General features: G+C 62.5%; 19 protein-coding genes. 10 read left to right on the forward strand and 9 right to left on the reverse strand.

The features are described from left to right. Positions 1-26: 26 nt before the first annotated feature. Both NATTI_RS0109235 and NATTI_RS0109245 read right to left on the reverse strand, forming a co-directional pair. Entirely contained in the window at positions 27-479 is a 453-nt protein-coding gene (locus NATTI_RS0109235) for a universal stress protein (protein WP_006092512.1), read from the reverse strand. Positions 480-1601: 1122 nt separating this feature from the next. Next, positions 1602-1913 (reverse strand): hypothetical protein, encoded by a 312-nt coding sequence (locus tag NATTI_RS0109245; protein ID WP_241434417.1) that lies wholly within the window; start codon positions 1911-1913, stop codon positions 1602-1604. A gap of 1011 nt (positions 1914-2924) precedes the next feature. Here NATTI_RS0109245 and NATTI_RS0109250 point away from each other — a divergent pair. Beyond that, positions 2925-4154 (forward strand): C45 family autoproteolytic acyltransferase/hydolase, encoded by a 1230-nt coding sequence (locus NATTI_RS0109250; RefSeq protein WP_006092508.1) that lies wholly within the window; start codon positions 2925-2927, stop codon positions 4152-4154. 138 nt (positions 4155-4292) lie between these two features. After that, positions 4293-4670: a DUF7344 domain-containing protein gene (locus NATTI_RS27615; RefSeq protein ID WP_006092506.1), complete on the forward strand. Its 378-nt coding sequence runs from the start codon at positions 4293-4295 to the stop codon at positions 4668-4670. An 84-nt stretch (positions 4671-4754) separates the two neighbouring features. Here NATTI_RS27615 and NATTI_RS0109255 read toward each other — a convergent pair whose 3' ends face one another. Next, positions 4755-5834 (reverse strand): glutamate-cysteine ligase family protein, encoded by a 1080-nt coding sequence (locus NATTI_RS0109255; RefSeq protein ID WP_006092505.1) that lies wholly within the window; start codon positions 5832-5834, stop codon positions 4755-4757. A gap of 375 nt (positions 5835-6209) precedes the next feature. Between NATTI_RS0109255 and NATTI_RS0109260 the strand changes: the two genes are divergently transcribed. The 4 genes from NATTI_RS0109260 (at position 6210) to NATTI_RS0109275 (ending at position 8759) form a co-directional block, all read left to right on the forward strand. Further along, positions 6210-6830: an FAD-dependent oxidoreductase gene (locus NATTI_RS0109260; protein WP_006092503.1), complete on the forward strand. Its 621-nt coding sequence runs from the start codon at positions 6210-6212 to the stop codon at positions 6828-6830. Between the two features lie 20 nt (positions 6831-6850). Beyond that, positions 6851-7471 carry a VOC family protein gene (locus tag NATTI_RS0109265; protein WP_006092501.1) on the forward strand — a complete coding sequence of 207 codons (621 nt, stop codon included), beginning with the start codon at positions 6851-6853 and terminating at the stop codon, positions 7469-7471. After that, a complete protein-coding gene (locus tag NATTI_RS0109270) occupies positions 7471-8136 on the forward strand; it encodes an alpha/beta hydrolase (protein WP_006092499.1) in 666 nt (221 codons plus the stop codon). Before NATTI_RS0109265 ends, NATTI_RS0109270 begins: the two co-directional genes overlap by 1 nt. A gap of 98 nt (positions 8137-8234) precedes the next feature. Continuing rightward, positions 8235-8759 (forward strand): hypothetical protein, encoded by a 525-nt coding sequence (locus NATTI_RS0109275; RefSeq protein WP_006092497.1) that lies wholly within the window; start codon positions 8235-8237, stop codon positions 8757-8759. Positions 8760-8787: 28 nt separating this feature from the next. Here the strand turns inward: NATTI_RS0109275 and NATTI_RS0109280 are convergent, their stop codons facing one another. The 3 genes from NATTI_RS0109280 to NATTI_RS0109290 all read right to left on the reverse strand — a co-directional run bounded on the left by NATTI_RS0109280 (position 8788) and on the right by NATTI_RS0109290 (position 10780). After that, entirely contained in the window at positions 8788-9204 is a 417-nt protein-coding gene (locus NATTI_RS0109280) for a universal stress protein (protein WP_006092495.1), read from the reverse strand. A gap of 227 nt (positions 9205-9431) precedes the next feature. After that, on the reverse strand, positions 9432-10514 hold the full coding sequence (locus tag NATTI_RS0109285) for an aminopeptidase (protein ID WP_006092493.1): 1083 nt from the start codon (positions 10512-10514) through the stop codon (positions 9432-9434). Positions 10515-10570: 56 nt separating this feature from the next. Further along, positions 10571-10780 carry a hypothetical protein gene (locus NATTI_RS0109290; protein ID WP_006092491.1) on the reverse strand — a complete coding sequence of 70 codons (210 nt, stop codon included), beginning with the start codon at positions 10778-10780 and terminating at the stop codon, positions 10571-10573. Positions 10781-10892: 112 nt separating this feature from the next. On the opposite strand from NATTI_RS0109290, the gene NATTI_RS0109295 reads away from it, so the two are divergent. Next, a complete protein-coding gene (locus NATTI_RS0109295; RefSeq protein ID WP_006092490.1) occupies positions 10893-11915 on the forward strand; it encodes a threonine aldolase family protein in 1023 nt (340 codons plus the stop codon). A gap of 9 nt (positions 11916-11924) precedes the next feature. Here NATTI_RS0109295 and NATTI_RS27315 read toward each other — a convergent pair whose 3' ends face one another. From NATTI_RS27315 to NATTI_RS0109310, 3 genes are all read right to left on the reverse strand, one after another. After that, entirely contained in the window at positions 11925-12053 is a 129-nt protein-coding gene (locus tag NATTI_RS27315) for a DUF7859 family protein (RefSeq protein WP_006092488.1), read from the reverse strand. A gap of 428 nt (positions 12054-12481) precedes the next feature. Then, the gene (locus NATTI_RS0109305; RefSeq protein WP_006092487.1) at positions 12482-13081 is read right to left on the reverse strand and encodes a metallophosphoesterase; all 600 of its coding nucleotides are present in this window, start codon (positions 13079-13081) and stop codon (positions 12482-12484) included. Between the two features lie 83 nt (positions 13082-13164). Next, positions 13165-13578, reverse strand: a complete 414-nt coding sequence (locus NATTI_RS0109310; protein WP_006092485.1) for a hypothetical protein — start codon at positions 13576-13578, stop codon at positions 13165-13167. Positions 13579-13773: 195 nt separating this feature from the next. Between NATTI_RS0109310 and NATTI_RS0109315 the strand changes: the two genes are divergently transcribed. From NATTI_RS0109315 to NATTI_RS0109325, 3 genes are all read left to right on the forward strand, one after another. Then, positions 13774-15924, forward strand: a complete 2151-nt coding sequence (locus NATTI_RS0109315) for an ATP-dependent DNA helicase (protein ID WP_006092483.1) — start codon at positions 13774-13776, stop codon at positions 15922-15924. Between the two features lie 65 nt (positions 15925-15989). Next, entirely contained in the window at positions 15990-16307 is a 318-nt protein-coding gene (locus NATTI_RS26940; RefSeq protein WP_006092482.1) for a toxin-antitoxin system TumE family protein, read from the forward strand. Beyond that, positions 16291-16710, forward strand: a complete 420-nt coding sequence (locus tag NATTI_RS0109325; RefSeq protein WP_006092480.1) for an HVO_A0114 family putative DNA-binding protein — start codon at positions 16291-16293, stop codon at positions 16708-16710. The genes NATTI_RS26940 and NATTI_RS0109325 overlap by 17 nt, the downstream gene beginning before the upstream one ends. Positions 16711-16750 lie beyond the last annotated feature (40 nt).

Consider the following 16750-nt stretch of genomic DNA (forward strand, 5'->3'; position numbering starts at 1 on the left):
TCGACGGAACGGATCGCTGTGTTCGATTATCGTTCGATCGGCTCGTTTTCACGGTGACGCGTCGTCGTCACCGGCACGTTCGCCGTCCGAACGACTTTTTCGGTCGTACTCCCGACGAGATAGTCGTCGATCCCGCTCCGTCCCTGTGCACCCATGACGATACCGTCGATGTCGTTGTCGTCTGCGTAGCTGACGATCTCCTGTGCGACGCTACCGGTCCTGACTGCACCTTCGCCGTCGAGTCCGTTCTCGACGGCCTTGTTGACGACGCGCTCGACGAGCTCCTTGCCGTAGGTGCGGTACTCGTCCATTTCCCCGGGGTCGTGTCCCGCAGCTGTGAAAACGTAGTGGGCTTTGGTCTCGATCACGTAGAGAGCGTGGACGGTCGCATCGAACGCGGTAGCAAGTTCGATGCCGTGGTCGACAGCCTTCCGCGCCGGCGTGCTCCCGTCAGTCGGAATGAGAATTGTCTCGTACATCCTCGGTCTCAGAACGAGTATTCGCCCGGCAACTGCAAGTAATTTATTATATTTTACAGTTGTTTCCAGTTTTGCTGACGATCCGTGACTACGTTCGTGTTTCTCTGAAATATAGACTGAAGCTCACGAACAGAAAACTCGTCCTCACGAGCATGTGTCGCCCCGTCGCAAATGCCCAGGGCGCGACGATCGCCAGCCCGCAGGCGATGGCCAGCGCGATCACGCCAGTTCCCGGCAGTGACGCTCGCGATGGTGACTCACAACGTCGTTTGAGCTGCCGATCGACGTACCGAAAACAGTGTCTGAGACGGACTGTTGGCCGTTGGTACCGCTTATCGGCCCAGGCAGTTACCGATCCGTTCGGTCGGATCGCTGATCGGCTCGAATCCCGCCCCGGCGGCGAAAGAGCGAGGCGAGGGTCTTCCCAATTCGACCGAGCTGTTTGGCTGTCGGGGCTGTCGCTGGTAGGTAGAAATCCGGGATATGTGGATCGCCGGTCTTCGATCGGTCCGAGCTCATATCGTGTGGTTGCCCCCGATAGTATAAAAATTCCGGCATGGGGTGTGTAGCATAAGAAATATAGGTATTATTCTAATATCTCGTGGCTACGAACGTTTGCGATCGCTCACACAACCTAGTCCTATCGAGTCACTCCCGGTCGTCGTCGAGAAGAACGTCCTCGATGAGTCGAGCGGCAGCCTGTCGCTCGGGTAGCAGTTCCAGACCGGCTTCGGATAACGGTCGTGGGTGAGCCGACGCAGTCGGCGAATTACGTTGTGGTTCTGAAATTTTGTGTCAGGTTCTCAGCTGTGGTTCAAATCCCATCGCGCCCGTACAGCGAGGAACGAAGTGACGAGCGAACCGGCACGTGGGATTTGAGCTAGACGACGGCGAGCGGTGCGCGGTTCGGAACGAAGTGAGAACCGCGATGCGAGCGGTGAAACCGTGAGCAAAGCGAGCCGACGGCGTGGTTCAAATCCCATCGCGCCCGTGCAACGAGTCGCGTAGCAGTGAGCGAACCGGCACGAGGGAGTTGAATTAGACGAGCTTCTGCGCGAAACGCGGGCTTTCAGGCGTAGCTCAAACCCCATCGGACTCAACGTTGTTAGAAGCGCTGACGGATCAGTTACAGACCTCCTCCTCGTATTCGAATTCGATCTCCACCGATACGTCCCACATCCCTGAATTGATCAGGGCTTCGTTGTGGAACCTGACGTAGTAGCGACCGTCCTGACTCACGTCGATCTCTCTCCGTATTCGCTCCGACGGGTCGTTGTCGGCGATGATATTGCCGTCCGGGTCTTCGATCTCTACTGCCGGCCTCGCTTCCCCTCCCACTTTTCGAGCTTCGACGATGATCGTCTCTCCCTCCTCGCGGTCACCGTGAAACACCCAGTCTGCTCCGGCGCTGACCGACTCGGTTTCGTCTGCCACCTGTTGTACATCAGTTCGGGTTTCCATCCGACAGTTCGAGCCGTCGTCCCCGTTACCAGCCGACGTTGTTCCCGAATTACCACTCGAGTTCTCCCCATCCAAACAACCGGCGACCGCTGCCGTTCCACATCCTGCCACCATCGCCACCAGGCTCCGCCTTCGAATATCCATTCTGCATAGATATTATTACCGTTTGATATAAACCCGTCGGCAGATGCTGCTACCGAGAACTGTGTGTCGTGTCCCTTTTGACCGCGCCTACTCTCGAGTGAAGATGGGACACTCATAATCTCCATCTCATAGCTGTCGATTAGACGACCGTCTCTTCGAGACGGACGTGATCACTCAATCGGGCGTAGACGCTGGTCTCGTCGCCGAATGAACGTCGACCACTCGAGCCACTCGCTCGCCTACACTGTTCGCTCCGATAACGTAATGATCGTTGACACCGTTAGTAGCCTACGTCGGCAGAGCCGGTCGACGGCATCACAATGGGGATAGGGGGGAAATCACCGATCATCGCGATACGCGACGATCACCATCCCCGCTGCCGACGTGCGTACACCCTTTCGAAACTAGTATTCGGCCGTTGACCATATTGAACACAGCTGAACGCAAGCATACAAAGATTCATACGCTCCAACAAATCATCTGAATGTATGGTTGCAATCGGAATCGGGGCTCCGATCTACGTAATTATCCAAGCAGTTATCGCGCGCTTCGTCTACCGTGAAGCTTCGGCTCACAATCGACGATCACCGCTTGTAGTTGCCGTAAGCGTATTCGTCCTCAGCATTATGGCGGTGTTCGTCATCCATATCCTTCTTATTTTGCTCGCCCAATCAGTCGTTATCGCACTGTACCGACTTGGTACCTCACGGAACCAGCCAGCGCCTCAATAGCCCACTTCTGAACAGGTGTTCCACTAGTGTCAGCTGTCGACTGTTGTCAACTTCCACAGCATACCTTTTCAGGCCGACGATACAACCCCATCGAGTCCAACGTCACTCCATGGACGATACAGCCGTCGACACGACCGCCTACACCGATCTTGTCGCCGGGTCTACTAGTTTTCCCGAGCAGGCACGCCGCCGCGGCGACACCGAACGCGAGGCCGTCGAGTGGGCGATCGACGAACTCGAGTCGATCGTCGACGAGCAGGGGGGTAACTTAGAGCCGCTGCTCGAGTACGCCCGACGGAGCCGCGAGAGTCTCCCCGAGCGCCACCTGCGCGCCTACGAGGCGATGGCCGAGACGTTCGACGTCGATCCCGAGGTCTACGATGTCTACGTCTTCGCCTATTCGGAACTCTGCGAGGAACTGGCCGACGGATCAGGCCGCTCCGAGAAGAACCCGAAGGGGTGTACGAACGCGCTCGCCGCGCCGCCGAAAGTCGAGTCCGACGGCGGCTTCGACACCGATAGCGCCGAGACGACCGCCGACCCGTGCGCCAGCGATGCCGGGCCGCTCGTGCTCAAAAACCGAGATATCGCGGGCCGCGGAACCCGTCCGAAGTCGATCATCGAACAGCCGCCGATCGACGACTACTACGGCTTCCTGACGGTCGATACCTGCGGGACGATTTCGACCTTCAAAGGCGTCAACGATCAGGGCCTGGTCGCGGCCAACACGTTCATCGACAGCAAACGCGACGACGTCGATCCGGAAGACCAACTCCGAAACGGGACCGTCATCCGGATGATTCTCGAGGAGTGTGCCACCGTCGACGAGGCTCGAGAACTGCTCGAGTCCCACCCGACGCGTCATCTCTGCGGCCAGACGCTGTTTCTCGTGGACGCGACCGACACCTCCCTGCTCGAGGTCGACCCGGTGGCCGAGCGAATCGTCGTCGACGACGATCCCGTCGTGACCAGAACGAACCACTTCGTGAACGGCGAGTCGACGCAGACGGAGAGTTCGACGGAGCGACGCGAACGGTCGCTCGAGTTGCTCGAGGGCGCGGACCGACTCGACCGTGACGACCTGTGGAACTTCGCGCAGGATCACGCGAACGGCCCCGGCGACGACTCGATCTGTCGCCATCCGGAGCTCGAGACGGACGAACCGCACGCGTTCGGGCAGTTGACGACGGCGAGCACGGCGATATTCGAGGGTGGCTCGCCGGTGATTGAGGTTGCGATGGGCAACCCCTGCAAGACGGAGCGCACGCGGTGTGCGTTCGGCGACAAAGTCCCAACCGACCTTCGGACCGGCCACCGGTGCCTCGATCGGCTGCACTGACGGTCGGTTCTCGATTACTCGCTCGGTGAACTGAACGGGGCAGGCTTAGTCACCCAGTTAATCAAAATAGCAGTGGACTGTGAAAATGATGCGTATTTAACGGCATGAGGAGCCATAGCTAAAGCCGAGGGATATGGAATGGTCAATCATGATGACGTATTTGACGCACTGGCGGCCAGCCACCGACGACAGTTACTAGTAGAGCTACTCTCCAGCCCCCAACACGTCCCAGAACCGTCTGGTATTTCCCGAGAGGTTGCAGAAGCGGACGAAAACCTCCTTCAGAGATATCTATCCAGTTCTCGAACGATTGCAAAAGTGGACGAATATTCGGTCAGTATGCACCATATTCACCTTCCTAAATTGGCAGAGTATGGATTCATCGGGTGGGATTTAGATCACAATCTCGTAGCACAAGGACCCCGTTTTGACGAGATAAAACCTCATCTCAGACTATTGGCTGAACACGAGGATGGTCGCCGCACAAACGGTCCCGTCGTAACCCATCGTAGGTGAGGGTTGGTTGAGACAGAAGACTCTATTCAGTATTTTCCTGTACTGATCGAATCGGCTCCGTTCCCTGCAAAATGAAAGACGAATTCAGGCTCGAGCGGACTGGGTCGCGAGGTCGGCCTCGAGTCCCCTCGCCGCCTCGAGCCGCAGCCGTTTCGCCTGGCGCTTCGTGAGCCGCGAGTCGGGGAGTCGATTCGCGAGCGGGTCGTACGTCGACGGCGTGAATCCGAGATTCTGCAGGTAGCTGCGGACGTTCGAGTCACTCAAACCGTCGTAGATTGCGCTGTCGGTGATCTCCTGGACCGTCTCGAAGGCGGGAAGTGGCACTTCGCCGCCCGCGTTTGCCGCGTCGTCCTCGCCGACGACGGTCCCGCGGGCGTCGGCGTGCGTGACGATCGAGCGGACCTCCTCGGCGAGGTGGAGGATCTGACTCGGTAGCGCCGCGTCGGGCGAGCGCCATTCGACCGTCGGCATCGCCTTGCGCAGTCGAACGGGCGTCCAGACCGCGTCGTAGGGGTCGAACTCGTCGTCGAAATCGGCCGGATCGACGCCGCGCTCGAGTGCGCGCTCGCGGAAGCAGTCGTAGGCGTCCTCGAGGTTGGTCTCCCACTCCTCCACGCTGTCGACGTAAGGCCAGAGCTGGCCCTGTTCGGGACAGGCCTCGTAACACGAGCGTCGGTAGAGGAACGGGCGGGCACACTCGACGAGGCGTTCGCCGCGATAGTGTGAGGAACTGTTGACGAGCGCGAACGCGGGGTCGAGCGCCGTCAGCGTGTTCAGCTGGTCGACGACGTTCGACTGTTCGAAGTGGATGTGCGTGCCGGCACAGACGCGGGCGTCCTCGAACGCCGGGCCGACGATCCGACGCTGGAGGGCAGTCCCCTGTTTGTCGCGGTAGGGAACCTCTTCCGGGCCGGCGTGTAGCGGGGTTGACAGCGGGACGAGCCGTTTGCCCTGTTCGCGTGCCGCGTCGACGGTGGTACTGATGAGGCCGCGGAACTCCGCGCGGAGTTCGGCCATCGACTGGCACGGGGTTGTCTTGATCTCGAGCATCGGCTCGACGAACTCGGGGTCGATCTGTTCGGAAACGTCGAGCAGTGATTCGGGTGAAACCAGGTCGCCGTCGTCGTCGATGACCCAGTACTCCACCTCGAGGCTGGTTTTCATGGATGGCTCCGTTGGGGGTTTGGGGTTGCTGTGGCCCTCGAGCGAGCCGTCACCGGGCCAGCACGGTCTCCTGAACGGCGAACACCGAACCCAAACGCGACGGACATGTTCGGTGCCGTCCAGTGATTCTCTCCTGCTAGTAGCCCGGTAGGCCGCTACTACGTGAAGGGGTTGAGCCTGCGCACGCAGGGAATAAATCGCGGGTGTAAAACCGCACTTCTTCCACGTAGCGTGTGGTAGGATACCCATACACACCACCAACCTGGGTCCTGCGCGAATCGCGTCGCTCGAGAAAACTCCACTAACACGAGTGTTACGTGGTTGCTCTCACGTCTCTGCTGGGTTCATACCCGTGCAGTAACATTGTGTAACTAGATGAGCAACGAGACGACTGGAGACGACAGCGGAACTGACGCGTCGGTAATCATCGTCGGCGGCGGCGCCGCCGGCCTGAGCGCGGCGCTTTTCACGGCGAAAAACGGGCTCGAGACCACGGTGTTCGACACGGACGAGACGTGGATGCACAAGGCCCACCTGTTCAACTATCTCGGCATTGGCTCGGTCGGGGGCAGTGAGTTCCTGGCGACCGCACGCCAGCAGGTCGACGACTTCGGCGCTGACCGCCATCAGGACGAACCGGTGACTGCGGTTAACGAGACGGACGACGGCTTCGCTGTCGAAACCGACGACGGCCACTACGAAGCCGACTACGTCGTCCTCGCGACGGGTGCCAACCGCAACCTCGCCGAGGAGGCCGGCTGCGAGTTCACCGACGCGGACGTCGTCGACGTCGGCGTCGAGATGGAGACGAGCGTGTCGGGACTGTACGCGACGGGTGCGATGGTTCGGCCGGAGGAGTGGCAGGCGGCGATCGCGGTTGGCGACGGCGCCGCCGCAGCACTCAACATCCTCTCGAGCGTCAAGAGCGAACACTACCACGACTTCGACGTTCCCGCCGACGCGGCGCGCGTCTTCGGCGAACAGCTCGCAGAATAACCCCCGCGAACGTATTTACCATGTCCAACGAGACCCAGAACCCAGTCACGCCCGAGCTACCCGACAGCCCCGTCCACATGACGGGCACCGACCACGTCACCATCTGGGGGAGCAACGAGGCCGACACCGTCGAGTTCTACCGCGACCTCCTCGGGATGCCCCTCGTTCTCCGCCAGCCAAACCTCGACGACCCCTCCCAGACGCACCTGTTCTTCGACACGGGCGACGGTCGCATCCTCACCTTCTTCGTTAGCGACGATCGCCCGTCGAACCAGCAAGGCCAGCGCGGCGGCGTCGGCGCCGTCCACCACCTCTGTTTCAGCGTCGATCCCGACGAGTACGAGGAGACGATGCAGGCGCTCGAGGACGCGGGCCACCGCTACAACGTCTTCGACCGCGGCATCTTCCACTCGATCTACACCACGGACAACAACGGGCTGGTCATCGAACTCTCGGCCGACAAGTACGAGATTCCCAACGACCGCCGCGGCGAGATCCTGGCGAAAGCCCAGGAGCTCCGGGAAGACGACGGTGCCGACTACGCCAAGGACGAACACCTTCGCGGCGCGATCGAGGCGCTCGGCCTCGAGGTCGTCGAACACGACCTCCCCGACGCCAGCGCGGGTACCGGTGGTCTCTGATGGACGCCGAGTACGACGTCGACGGCCCGCACCAGGACCAGCCGCTCGTCACCGGCGGCACGGCCCTCGAGGACGCGTCCGCCGCGATCGTACTCACCCACGGGCGCGGCGCGACCGCGCGGAGCATCGTCCAGATGGGTGAAGAGGTCCACCGAGACGGCGTTGCACTCCTCGCGCCCCAGGCCGCGCGTAACACCTGGTATCCGAACTCGTTTCTCGCCCCCGTCGAGCGGAACGAACCCGGACGAACGTCGGGTCTACGAGCCATCTCGGCGGCGATCGAGCGGGCGAACGACGCCGGCATCCCCGCAGAGCGCGTCATGCTCGTCGGCTTCTCACAGGGGGCTTGCCTCGCCAGCGAGTTCGTCGCCCGCAACCCCCGACGGTACGGCGGGCTCGCGGCCCTGAGCGGTGGACTCATCGGCGAGTCGGTCGACCTCGACGACTACGCGACCACGGACGCGGATCTCGAGGAGACCCCCGTCTTCCTCGGCTGTAGCGACGTCGACCCGCACATCCCGGAGGAGCGAGTTCACGAGACGGCCGACGTGCTCGAAGCCATGAACGCCGACGTGACCAAACGCCTCTACGAGGGGATGGGCCACGGCGTCAACGAGGACGAACTCGAGTTCGTCTCCGGGATGGTCGCGGCGCTGGTCGACTGAACTCGCCGCGGATTCGTCGGCAGCAAACTGTCTCCCCGCGACGACCGTTCACCTCGAGCGAACTGCGACTTATTCCGTTCACGCGCGTAGTACCGATAATGGCTCCCTACAGCACGGACCGGCGGACGCTCCTCTCGGGAGTGGCTGGGACCCTTGCAACTGTCTCCATCGCCGGCTGTCTGGGGACGGACTCGAGCGACGATGGCGGAGATGACGAACCCGAACCCGTCGTCGACGAAGCCGAGTCCGTCGAGGGTGACACCGATCCGGACGCCTGGCGGGACGTCGAGGCGATCCGATTCGACGGCCACGTCGGCGGCTGGGTCGGCGTCGAACCGGCCGCCATCGACCGCGTCGAGAACCCGACGCTCGTGCTCGAGATGGGCCGGGAGTACGAACTCACCTGGGAGAACATGGACGGCGTCCACCACAACATCGCGTTCTGGGACGGTGACCGCGAGGTCGTCGACGGCTACTCGACCGACGGTAACGACGTCGTCGGCGAGCGCGAGATGCTCGCGTTCGAAGCGACCCCCGAGATGGCGACCTACCGCTGTGAGTACCAGCCGGAAGGACAGGTCGGTGACGTCGTGGTTCTCGAGGATGCAGACGACACTTCGTAGCTGCGCTCACGAGACCCACTAGTATCGATCACCGAACGACCGTCACCGATATCGGGGCCCGGCGGACGACCTGCTCGGCCACGCTGCCCAACAGCGCTCGAGACGCGCCGGATCGGCCGTGGTTGCCGATGATGATGTGGTCGATATCGTTCGACTCGGCGTAGCTGACGATCTCTCGAGCGGGGTTGCCGGTCGCGACCTCCGTTCGGTAGTCGACGTCGGCGTCGTCGACGAACTCCGGAAGCTCCTCCTCCAGTTTCTCGACGGTCGTCTCCCGTCGCTCGCGAAGCAAGTCGTGAACGGCCTTGATCGTTGCCTCCGTGTAGCTGTCCGCGACCTCGACGACGCGAAAGAGGACGACCTCCTCGTCGGGGTACTCCTCGAACGCGCGTCGTACTGCCTTCTGTGCCGGTTCCGAGCCGTCGTAGGCGACGAGGACTGTCATACTCGCCGATAGCGGGGCCCGAAATATAAACCCGCTTACTGTCCGTCAATTGTCGGGTACGTTGTGGATTTGACTCGAATGGCCGTCGCGGTCTACGCTTCGAACCCGTCCTCAAACCGGAACGTCCCTGTCTGAACTTTTTCCGCTCGGGTAGCTCACTTCGTTCGTACCACTCACGCAAAAACTTCGATGAAAAAGCCGCTCGCTCCCGTCGGTCGCTCGCGGACCTATTCCTCGAACACGAACGTCCCGTCTTCCTGTACCACTTCCCCGTCGACCTCGATGATCGAGTCTTCGCTCATATCGACGATCATGTCTACGTGGACCGCGGAGTCGTTGGCTTCGTTGTCCTCGCCGACGGTGTCGTCGTAGGCCCGGCCGACGGCCATGTGGACCGTATCGCCCATCTTCTCGTCGAACAGCATGTTGTAGGTGAACCGGTCGATGTCGCGGTTCATGCCGATGCCGAGTTCGCCCAGTCGACGCGCGCCGTCGTCGGTGTTGAGTACCTCGGTCAGGACCGCCTCGTTTTTCGCCGCCGAGTGGTCGACCACTTCGCCGCCCTCGAACTCGAGGTAGACGTCCGTAATCTCCCGGCCCTGATGATAGAGCGGCATGTCGAACAGCACCTCGCCCTCGACGCTGTCGGGCTGGGGAGCGGTGAAGACCTCGCCGCCGGGGAGGTTGTGCTCGCCGTAGTCGTTGAGCGTCGGGTTGCCGTCGATCGACATCGTGACGTCGGTCGTCTCGCCGCTCTTGATGCGAATCTCCGAGGCGGGATCCATGATCTCGACCATGTTCGCCTGGTGCTCGCGCTGCTCGTCCCAGTCCTTGTTGACAGCGTCCCAGACGAAGCCCTCGTAGCCCTCCGTCGACATTTCCGCGAGCTGGGCGTTCGCCGGCGCGGGGTACTGCGTGAGACACCAGCGCGTCGAGAGCCGTTCCTCGAGAATGGGCCGGTGGGCCTGCTGGTAGGCCGCGCTGGTCTCGGGATCGACGTCCGCGGTCTGGGTGACGTTGTCGCTCGCCCGGATCGCGATGTAGACGTCCGTATTCTGGATGAGCGCGAGTTCGTGCTCGGGCGTGTCGTACTCATCATCGCCGGCCCGCAAAAAGGCGCGTCGCTGACGGGCTCCCGTTCGCTGGCTGACCGTCACCGGGTTCGCGCCGGCGTCGCCGATCACGTCGTGGAGGGCGACGACCAGGTCCTCAGCGACGGGGTGGGCGTCGACGACGACGTTGTCTCCTTCCTGCAGATCGACCGAGTGATTCGCGATGATCTCAGCGTGTTCGCGGATACGCGGGTCCATGTGCCAGACGTCTCCCGACGCCGGGATACCGTTTTCGAATCGAAATAGTGCAAAACTCAGTCCCTGTTCGCCAGAAAGATCCCGAGGTAGATCGATACGATCGCACAGGCGACGCCCAGCCCGAAGGCGAGCGTGAACGGCGACTCGAGGGTCACCTCCCCGCCGTCGTCGAGCACCCAGCCGGAAAAGCCGAGCGCGAGCAACCCGATCGCCGCGAGCCGGAGCGCCGAAACGAGGTGGGTACCGGGACCGGTTGGTTCGCCCATACGATGAGTGCCGTTCGAGACCGTAGAAAACGTTGGGATTTCAATGCGTTCGACACCGTCGCGGAGCCGACACGCCGTCGACTATTTCTACCCGCACTACGCACCTCGAGTCATGATCGATCTGCGCTCGGATACGGTGACGAAACCGGACGACGTGATGCGCGAGGCGGCCAGCACGGCGACCGTGGGCGACGATGTCTACGGCGAGGACCCGACGGTGAACGACCTCGAGGCCCGCGCGGCCGAACTGGTCGGAACGGAGGCCGCGCTCTACGTTCCCTCGGGGACGATGGGTAACCAGATCGCGGCCCGGGTCCACACCGAACGCGGTCAGGAAGTGCTCGCGGACCGCAAGAGCCACGTCGTGAAGTACGAACTCGGCGGGCTGGCTCAGCACGCCGATCTGCAGGTCAGGATGCTCGAGACTGAACGCGGGGTGCCATCGCCCGACCAGATCGCCGGCGAGTACGTCGCGGAGGACCTCCACCGGCCCGGCACTGGACTCCTCTGCCTCGAGAATACCCACAACGCACGGGGCGGACTCGCTATCGCACCCGAGAAGATCGCCGCGGCGGCCGACGCGGCCCGCGAGCGCGACGTGCCGGTTCATCTCGACGGGGCGAGACTGTTCAACGCCGCGACGGCGCTGACTGTCCCTGCCAGCGAACTCACCGACCCCGTCGACTCGGTCATGTTCTGTCTCTCGAAGGGACTCGGCGCGCCTGTCGGCTCGATGCTGGCAGGCAGCGAGGACTTCGTCGAGCGGGCCCGCCGCACCCGCAAACTGCTCGGCGGCGGGATGCGCCAGGCCGGGATCATCGCTGCGCCCGGTCTGCAAGCGCTCGAGAACGTCTCCGACCTCGAGACCGACCACGAACACGCTCGGCTACTGGCCGACGGACTGGCCGAGATTTCGGGGTTCGACGTCCAAGAGCCGGAGACGAACATCGTGCTCGTCGATGTCGCGGGGACGGGTCTCGAGACGGAGGCAGTGCTCGAGCGACTCGAGGAACGCGACGTACTGGCGACGCCGTTCGGGCCGACGACGATCCGCTTTTGCACCCACCGAGACGCCTCGCGGGAGCATATCCAAACGGCACTGGAGACCGTCAAAAATACGTTCGAAGCGGTCTGAAACTCCCGATTAGCGACCCATGCCTTCGCGGAACTCGAGGATGGTCTTGCGCAGGAGCAGGTACGAGAAGAAGACCAGCGACAGGAGGATCAACACGATCACGATGATAACGGGATCGTCGGGGAGGAAGCCCAGCATACGAGAGCGTTACCGTGTCGGAGTGCAAAACCGTTTCGACCTCGTTCACGTATTCTCGAGTTGCCACGTTGCGATCGCAAAACGGTTGACGACTGGTTGTCCGACGGTCTGTACGCCGACCGTACAGTAGCTAAAACCGTATTTTCACCTTACGCTGGGTATATGGGTTCGGCTCGCGTAGCTATCGATGCGTCTCGATCGACGGCCCTATCTGATCGAGACCACCCGCCCGTTCGATCACCCTCACACCAGCCTCCGTCGACGTCCGACCGCCAGTTCGGACCGAACGGGCGATTTTCGGGCCGGGACGGCCGGCCCGAGCGTTCCCGCTGCAGTCGCACACCGAGCGTGTTCTCGGCACCACGACACCCCGCTGACGCCTGGTTCCCCTGACGCAACGGCTTCGTACGTCGATACTCGTCCGTCGATTACTCCTCTGGAGCGTCCGCTCCCGTCACCCTCAGCTCGAACGACGTTACTTTCGTCCCGTCCGGTTCACGGATCTCGCCCTCGAACGCTTTTCGTCCGTCGTCCGCCACCTCACCCTGTTCGGACTCCGTTTCGTTCTGTTCGCTCACCTTGCCGTCCGATCGCGGCTCGAGGACGGCGAACCCCGGCCGGTTCCCACGCGGATCGGCGTGGCTGCCGGGATTCAACAGGAGGACGTCCTCGGTTTCGACGACCGTCGGTCGGTGGCTGTGACCCGAGACGACAATGTCGGCGTCCCGGGAGCGACCGAACATCACCAGCCCCATCTCTCCGCCGTCCCGACGGTGGGTCACGCCGAACCGGACGCCCGCCGCCTCGACGACGCGAGCCGTCGGTAACCGCTCGCGGACGGCCGCGCTGTCGGCGTTGCCGTGGACTGGAAAGAACACCTCACACTCCTCCTGGAACGCCTCGAGTGCGGCCTCGCTCGTGAAATCGCCGGCGTGGATCACGACGTCGGCCTCGCGGGCCGCTCGCAGGGCTGCGCCCTCGAGTTCGTGTCCACTGACGCTGTGCGTATCCGAGAAAATCGCGATCATAGTGTCGTTACGGGCTACGGGGTGACGTTCTTTTCGTCACGAGAGTTGCCGAGCGAACTGGGCTTCCCTTCGACACGTTCACGCTACTGCACTTCTCGACCGTCGTCGCTGTCGTCGTAGCCCGCCACGACCGTCGACCCCGCCGGTCGGTCGTTCAGGGTCGCCGTCACCGTCGTCTCCTCGAGATCGACCGTCGACTCGAGGGGGTCCCAGCCGTCCCCGCCCTCGACGGCGACGGCGACGTCGGTCGGACTCGCGCCGGGCGGCAGTTTCGAAGGATCGTAGACGAGCGCGATTCGGACCGCCTCGACGGCCTTCAATTCGTCGAGACCGACAAGTTCGATCGGATCCGCAAGCGCGTCCACCGGCGGATCGTCGGCGCTCTTCTCGAGGCCGAACTCGTCGGGGACGACGCCCGCGACGACGGCGACGCGGGCGCCCGCGTGCTCGAGTGTGAACTCTGCGACGTTGCTCGAATCGTACCCGGGAATGGCCATACTCGTGGCGACGGCCCAGAGACATATGGCCCTGTAGCGTGCGTTCGCCGGCCGGCGGGTACGCAATTTGCCAGACGGCCAGCCACCACTCACCGTTCGCCGCCGATTCGCGTTTACGTGCGTGCGTCGAACCGAGACGAACGCTTTTATCGCAGCGGGAACCAATTATCCACCGTGTCCGAAACAGCCGGGTACATGCGCTTTTTCCCGTACGATCAGCCGTACGAGAATCAGCGCGAGGCGATGGACCGCATCCACAACTCGCTGCAGCGAGGCCAGGACGTGCTCTTCGAAGGGGCCTGCGGGACCGGCAAGACGCTCTCGTCGCTCGTCCCCGCCCTCGAGGTGGCCCGCGAGCACGACAAGACGGTCGTCATCACGACCAACGTCCACCAGCAGATGCGCCAGTTCGTCGCCGAGGCCCGGGCGATCACCCGCGAAGAGGACATTCGGGCGATCGTCTTCAAGGGAAAATCGTCGATGTGTCACATCGACGTCGGCTACGAGGAGTGTCAGGCCCTGCGGGACAACACCCGCGCGGTCGTCGACACCGAACGCGACAAGCGGCAACTCGAGCGTCGCCAGCGCGAACTCTTGTCCGAGAGCCAGGAGGGCGACGGCGGCGCGGCGGACGCTCGCAGCGCCGTCATGGACGAACTCGAGAACATCGAAGAGCGACTCGACGATCTCGAGGAGCAGAACGTCTGTGACTACTACCGGAACAACCTGACCGAGGATACGGACGACTTCTTCGCGTGGCTCTTCGAAGATGTCCGCACCCCCGACGAGATCTACGAGCACGCAGAAAATCAGGAGTTCTGTGGCTACGAACTGCTCAAGGAGGGGATCGAGGGGGTCGATCTGGTCGTCTGTAACTACCACCACCTGCTCGATTCCACGATACGGGAACAGTTCTTCCGCTGGCTGGGCCGAGAGCCCGAGGACGTCATCGCCGTCTTCGACGAGGCTCACAACGTCGAGGATGCCGCTCGCGAGCACGCCACGCGAACGTGTTCCGAGCGGACCTTCGACTCCGCGCTCGACGAACTCGCCGACGCCGACGATCCGCGCTCGGAGGACGCGGCGAACGCCCTCTCGGCGTTCCACCGCGCGCTCGTCGAGACCTACGAGGACTCCTTCGGCTTCGGCGACCGCGAGGCGATCGACGAGAACTGGACGGACGTCTCCATCGCCAACGAGAATCGAAAGGACGACCTCACGCTCGAGTTCCTCCAGCGCTACTCGGGTCGGGGCATCCAGGACGACCTGGAGGCCGCGATGAAACTCGGCCAGGAACTCGATGAGGAGTACGAGGAAGCCTACCGCGAGGGCGAAACGGCGACTCGGACGGAGTGTCAGACCCTACAGGCTGCGGCGTTCGTCAGCGCGTGGATGAACGAGGGCTCGAAGGAGGGGCTCTACCCCGTCGTCACCGTCACCCGCGACGCCGGCACCGACGAGGTGTACGGCCGCGCGGAACTGTACTCCTGTCTGCCGCGACAGGTGACCGGCCGGCTGTTCGACGAGGTGTACGCGACCGTTCTGATGAGCGCGACGCTTCAGCCGTTCGACGTCACCGAGAGCGTGCTGGGGCTCGAGGACCCGGTGACGATGGCCTACGGGCTGCAGTTCCCCGAGGACCGGCGGCGAACGTACGCGGTCGAGACACCGGCGCTGTTCTCCTCGGATCGGGACGATCCCGCCGTCCAAAAGGAGGTCGCCGAGACGATTCACGACACCGTCCGGATGACGCCCGGCAACACGCTCGCCTTCTTCCCCAACTACGGCGAGGCGAGTCGGTACGCCGAGCGAGTCGACGATCGCTCCGAGAAGACGGTCTATCTCGACGAGCCGGGGACGTCGGTCGAGGAGCTGCGCCGGAAGTTCGTCGCGGACGACGGCGCGGTGCTGTGTACGTCGCTCTGGGGCACCCTCGCGGAGGGGGTCAGCTTCGACGGCGACGACGCCCACACGGTCCTCGTCGTCGGCGTTCCCTACCCGCACCTGGACGACCGAGCGGAGGCGGTCCAGGAAGCTTACGACGCCGCCTTCGAGGGGACCGAGACCGGCTGGCGCTACGCCGTCGAGATTCCGACGGTTCGCAAAACGAGACAGGCGCTGGGCCGGGTCATCCGGTCGCCGGAGGACGTCGGCGTCCGCGCCTTACTCGACCGGCGCTACTCGCGGTCGGCCAAATCGGATCTCGGCAGATACAGCGTCAACAGCACCTTCCCGCACGAAGAACGCGAGGAACTGATCGACATCGCACCGGAGAAACTCAAGTTCGCGATGCTCAACTTCTACGGCGATTTCGACGCCTACGACGGCGAGACGCCCGCGCCGTAGGGCTTGCAGCCATGTGTTGTGGCCCACCACAACAATTATTCTGTTGGAGGAAGTAACAACGAACGATGTGCGGGAGCGCTGACGACGAAGCTTCACCGGTGATTCGGGTCACAAAGGACTTCGGCGAAACGTATGCCGAAGTCCGAGCGTGGGATGTTCCGGAGTCGGAACGATATCCCGACGGTCTAAAGTACTCGATGCAGTACGGAACGGCTGACGGTGAGACGATCGTTCGATACGACAACTTCCCGGATCATCCGGATGCGGCTCCCCATCACAAACATCAGTCCGATGGAACGGTCGAAGATGTCGAATTTGTGGGTCTCGAACCGCTATTCGAACGATCTCAAAACGAGGTGCGTGATTATGGCGAACACTGGTAACTCCACCGACGGCGACCGAACGATGTACGTCCGCTTTCAACAGGGCGACGAAGACGGGCTTAGAGACGCTCTTAGTGACCTTGACCGAGGTGAAACGACCTCCCCTCACTTCGAGGTCGTCTTCGATGACCCCGACGATATCCATCGCGTTACGCGACCGAAGAACCTCGAGTTGCTTCGGACGATCGCCCAATACGAACCCGAAAGTATTCGAGAGACGGCACGTCTCGTCGATCGAGACGTCCGACAGGTCCACACGAATCTCGAGGAACTGGCGGCGCTCCACTTGATCGAATTCGAGCAAGATGGACGACGAAAGCGCCCGACCGTCTGGTACGAGACGATAGAGGTCGATCTTCCGCTTTCTGAGTCCGATGTGAGTCGCGACAGAGCTAATGCATAAGGAAATTTCGACGCCGACGACGGCAAGACGCTCGCGCCGT

Origin of the sequence: Natronorubrum tibetense GA33 (assembly GCF_000383975.1) — an archaeon.
Classification (GTDB): Archaea; Halobacteriota; Halobacteria; order Halobacteriales; family Natrialbaceae; genus Natronorubrum; species Natronorubrum tibetense.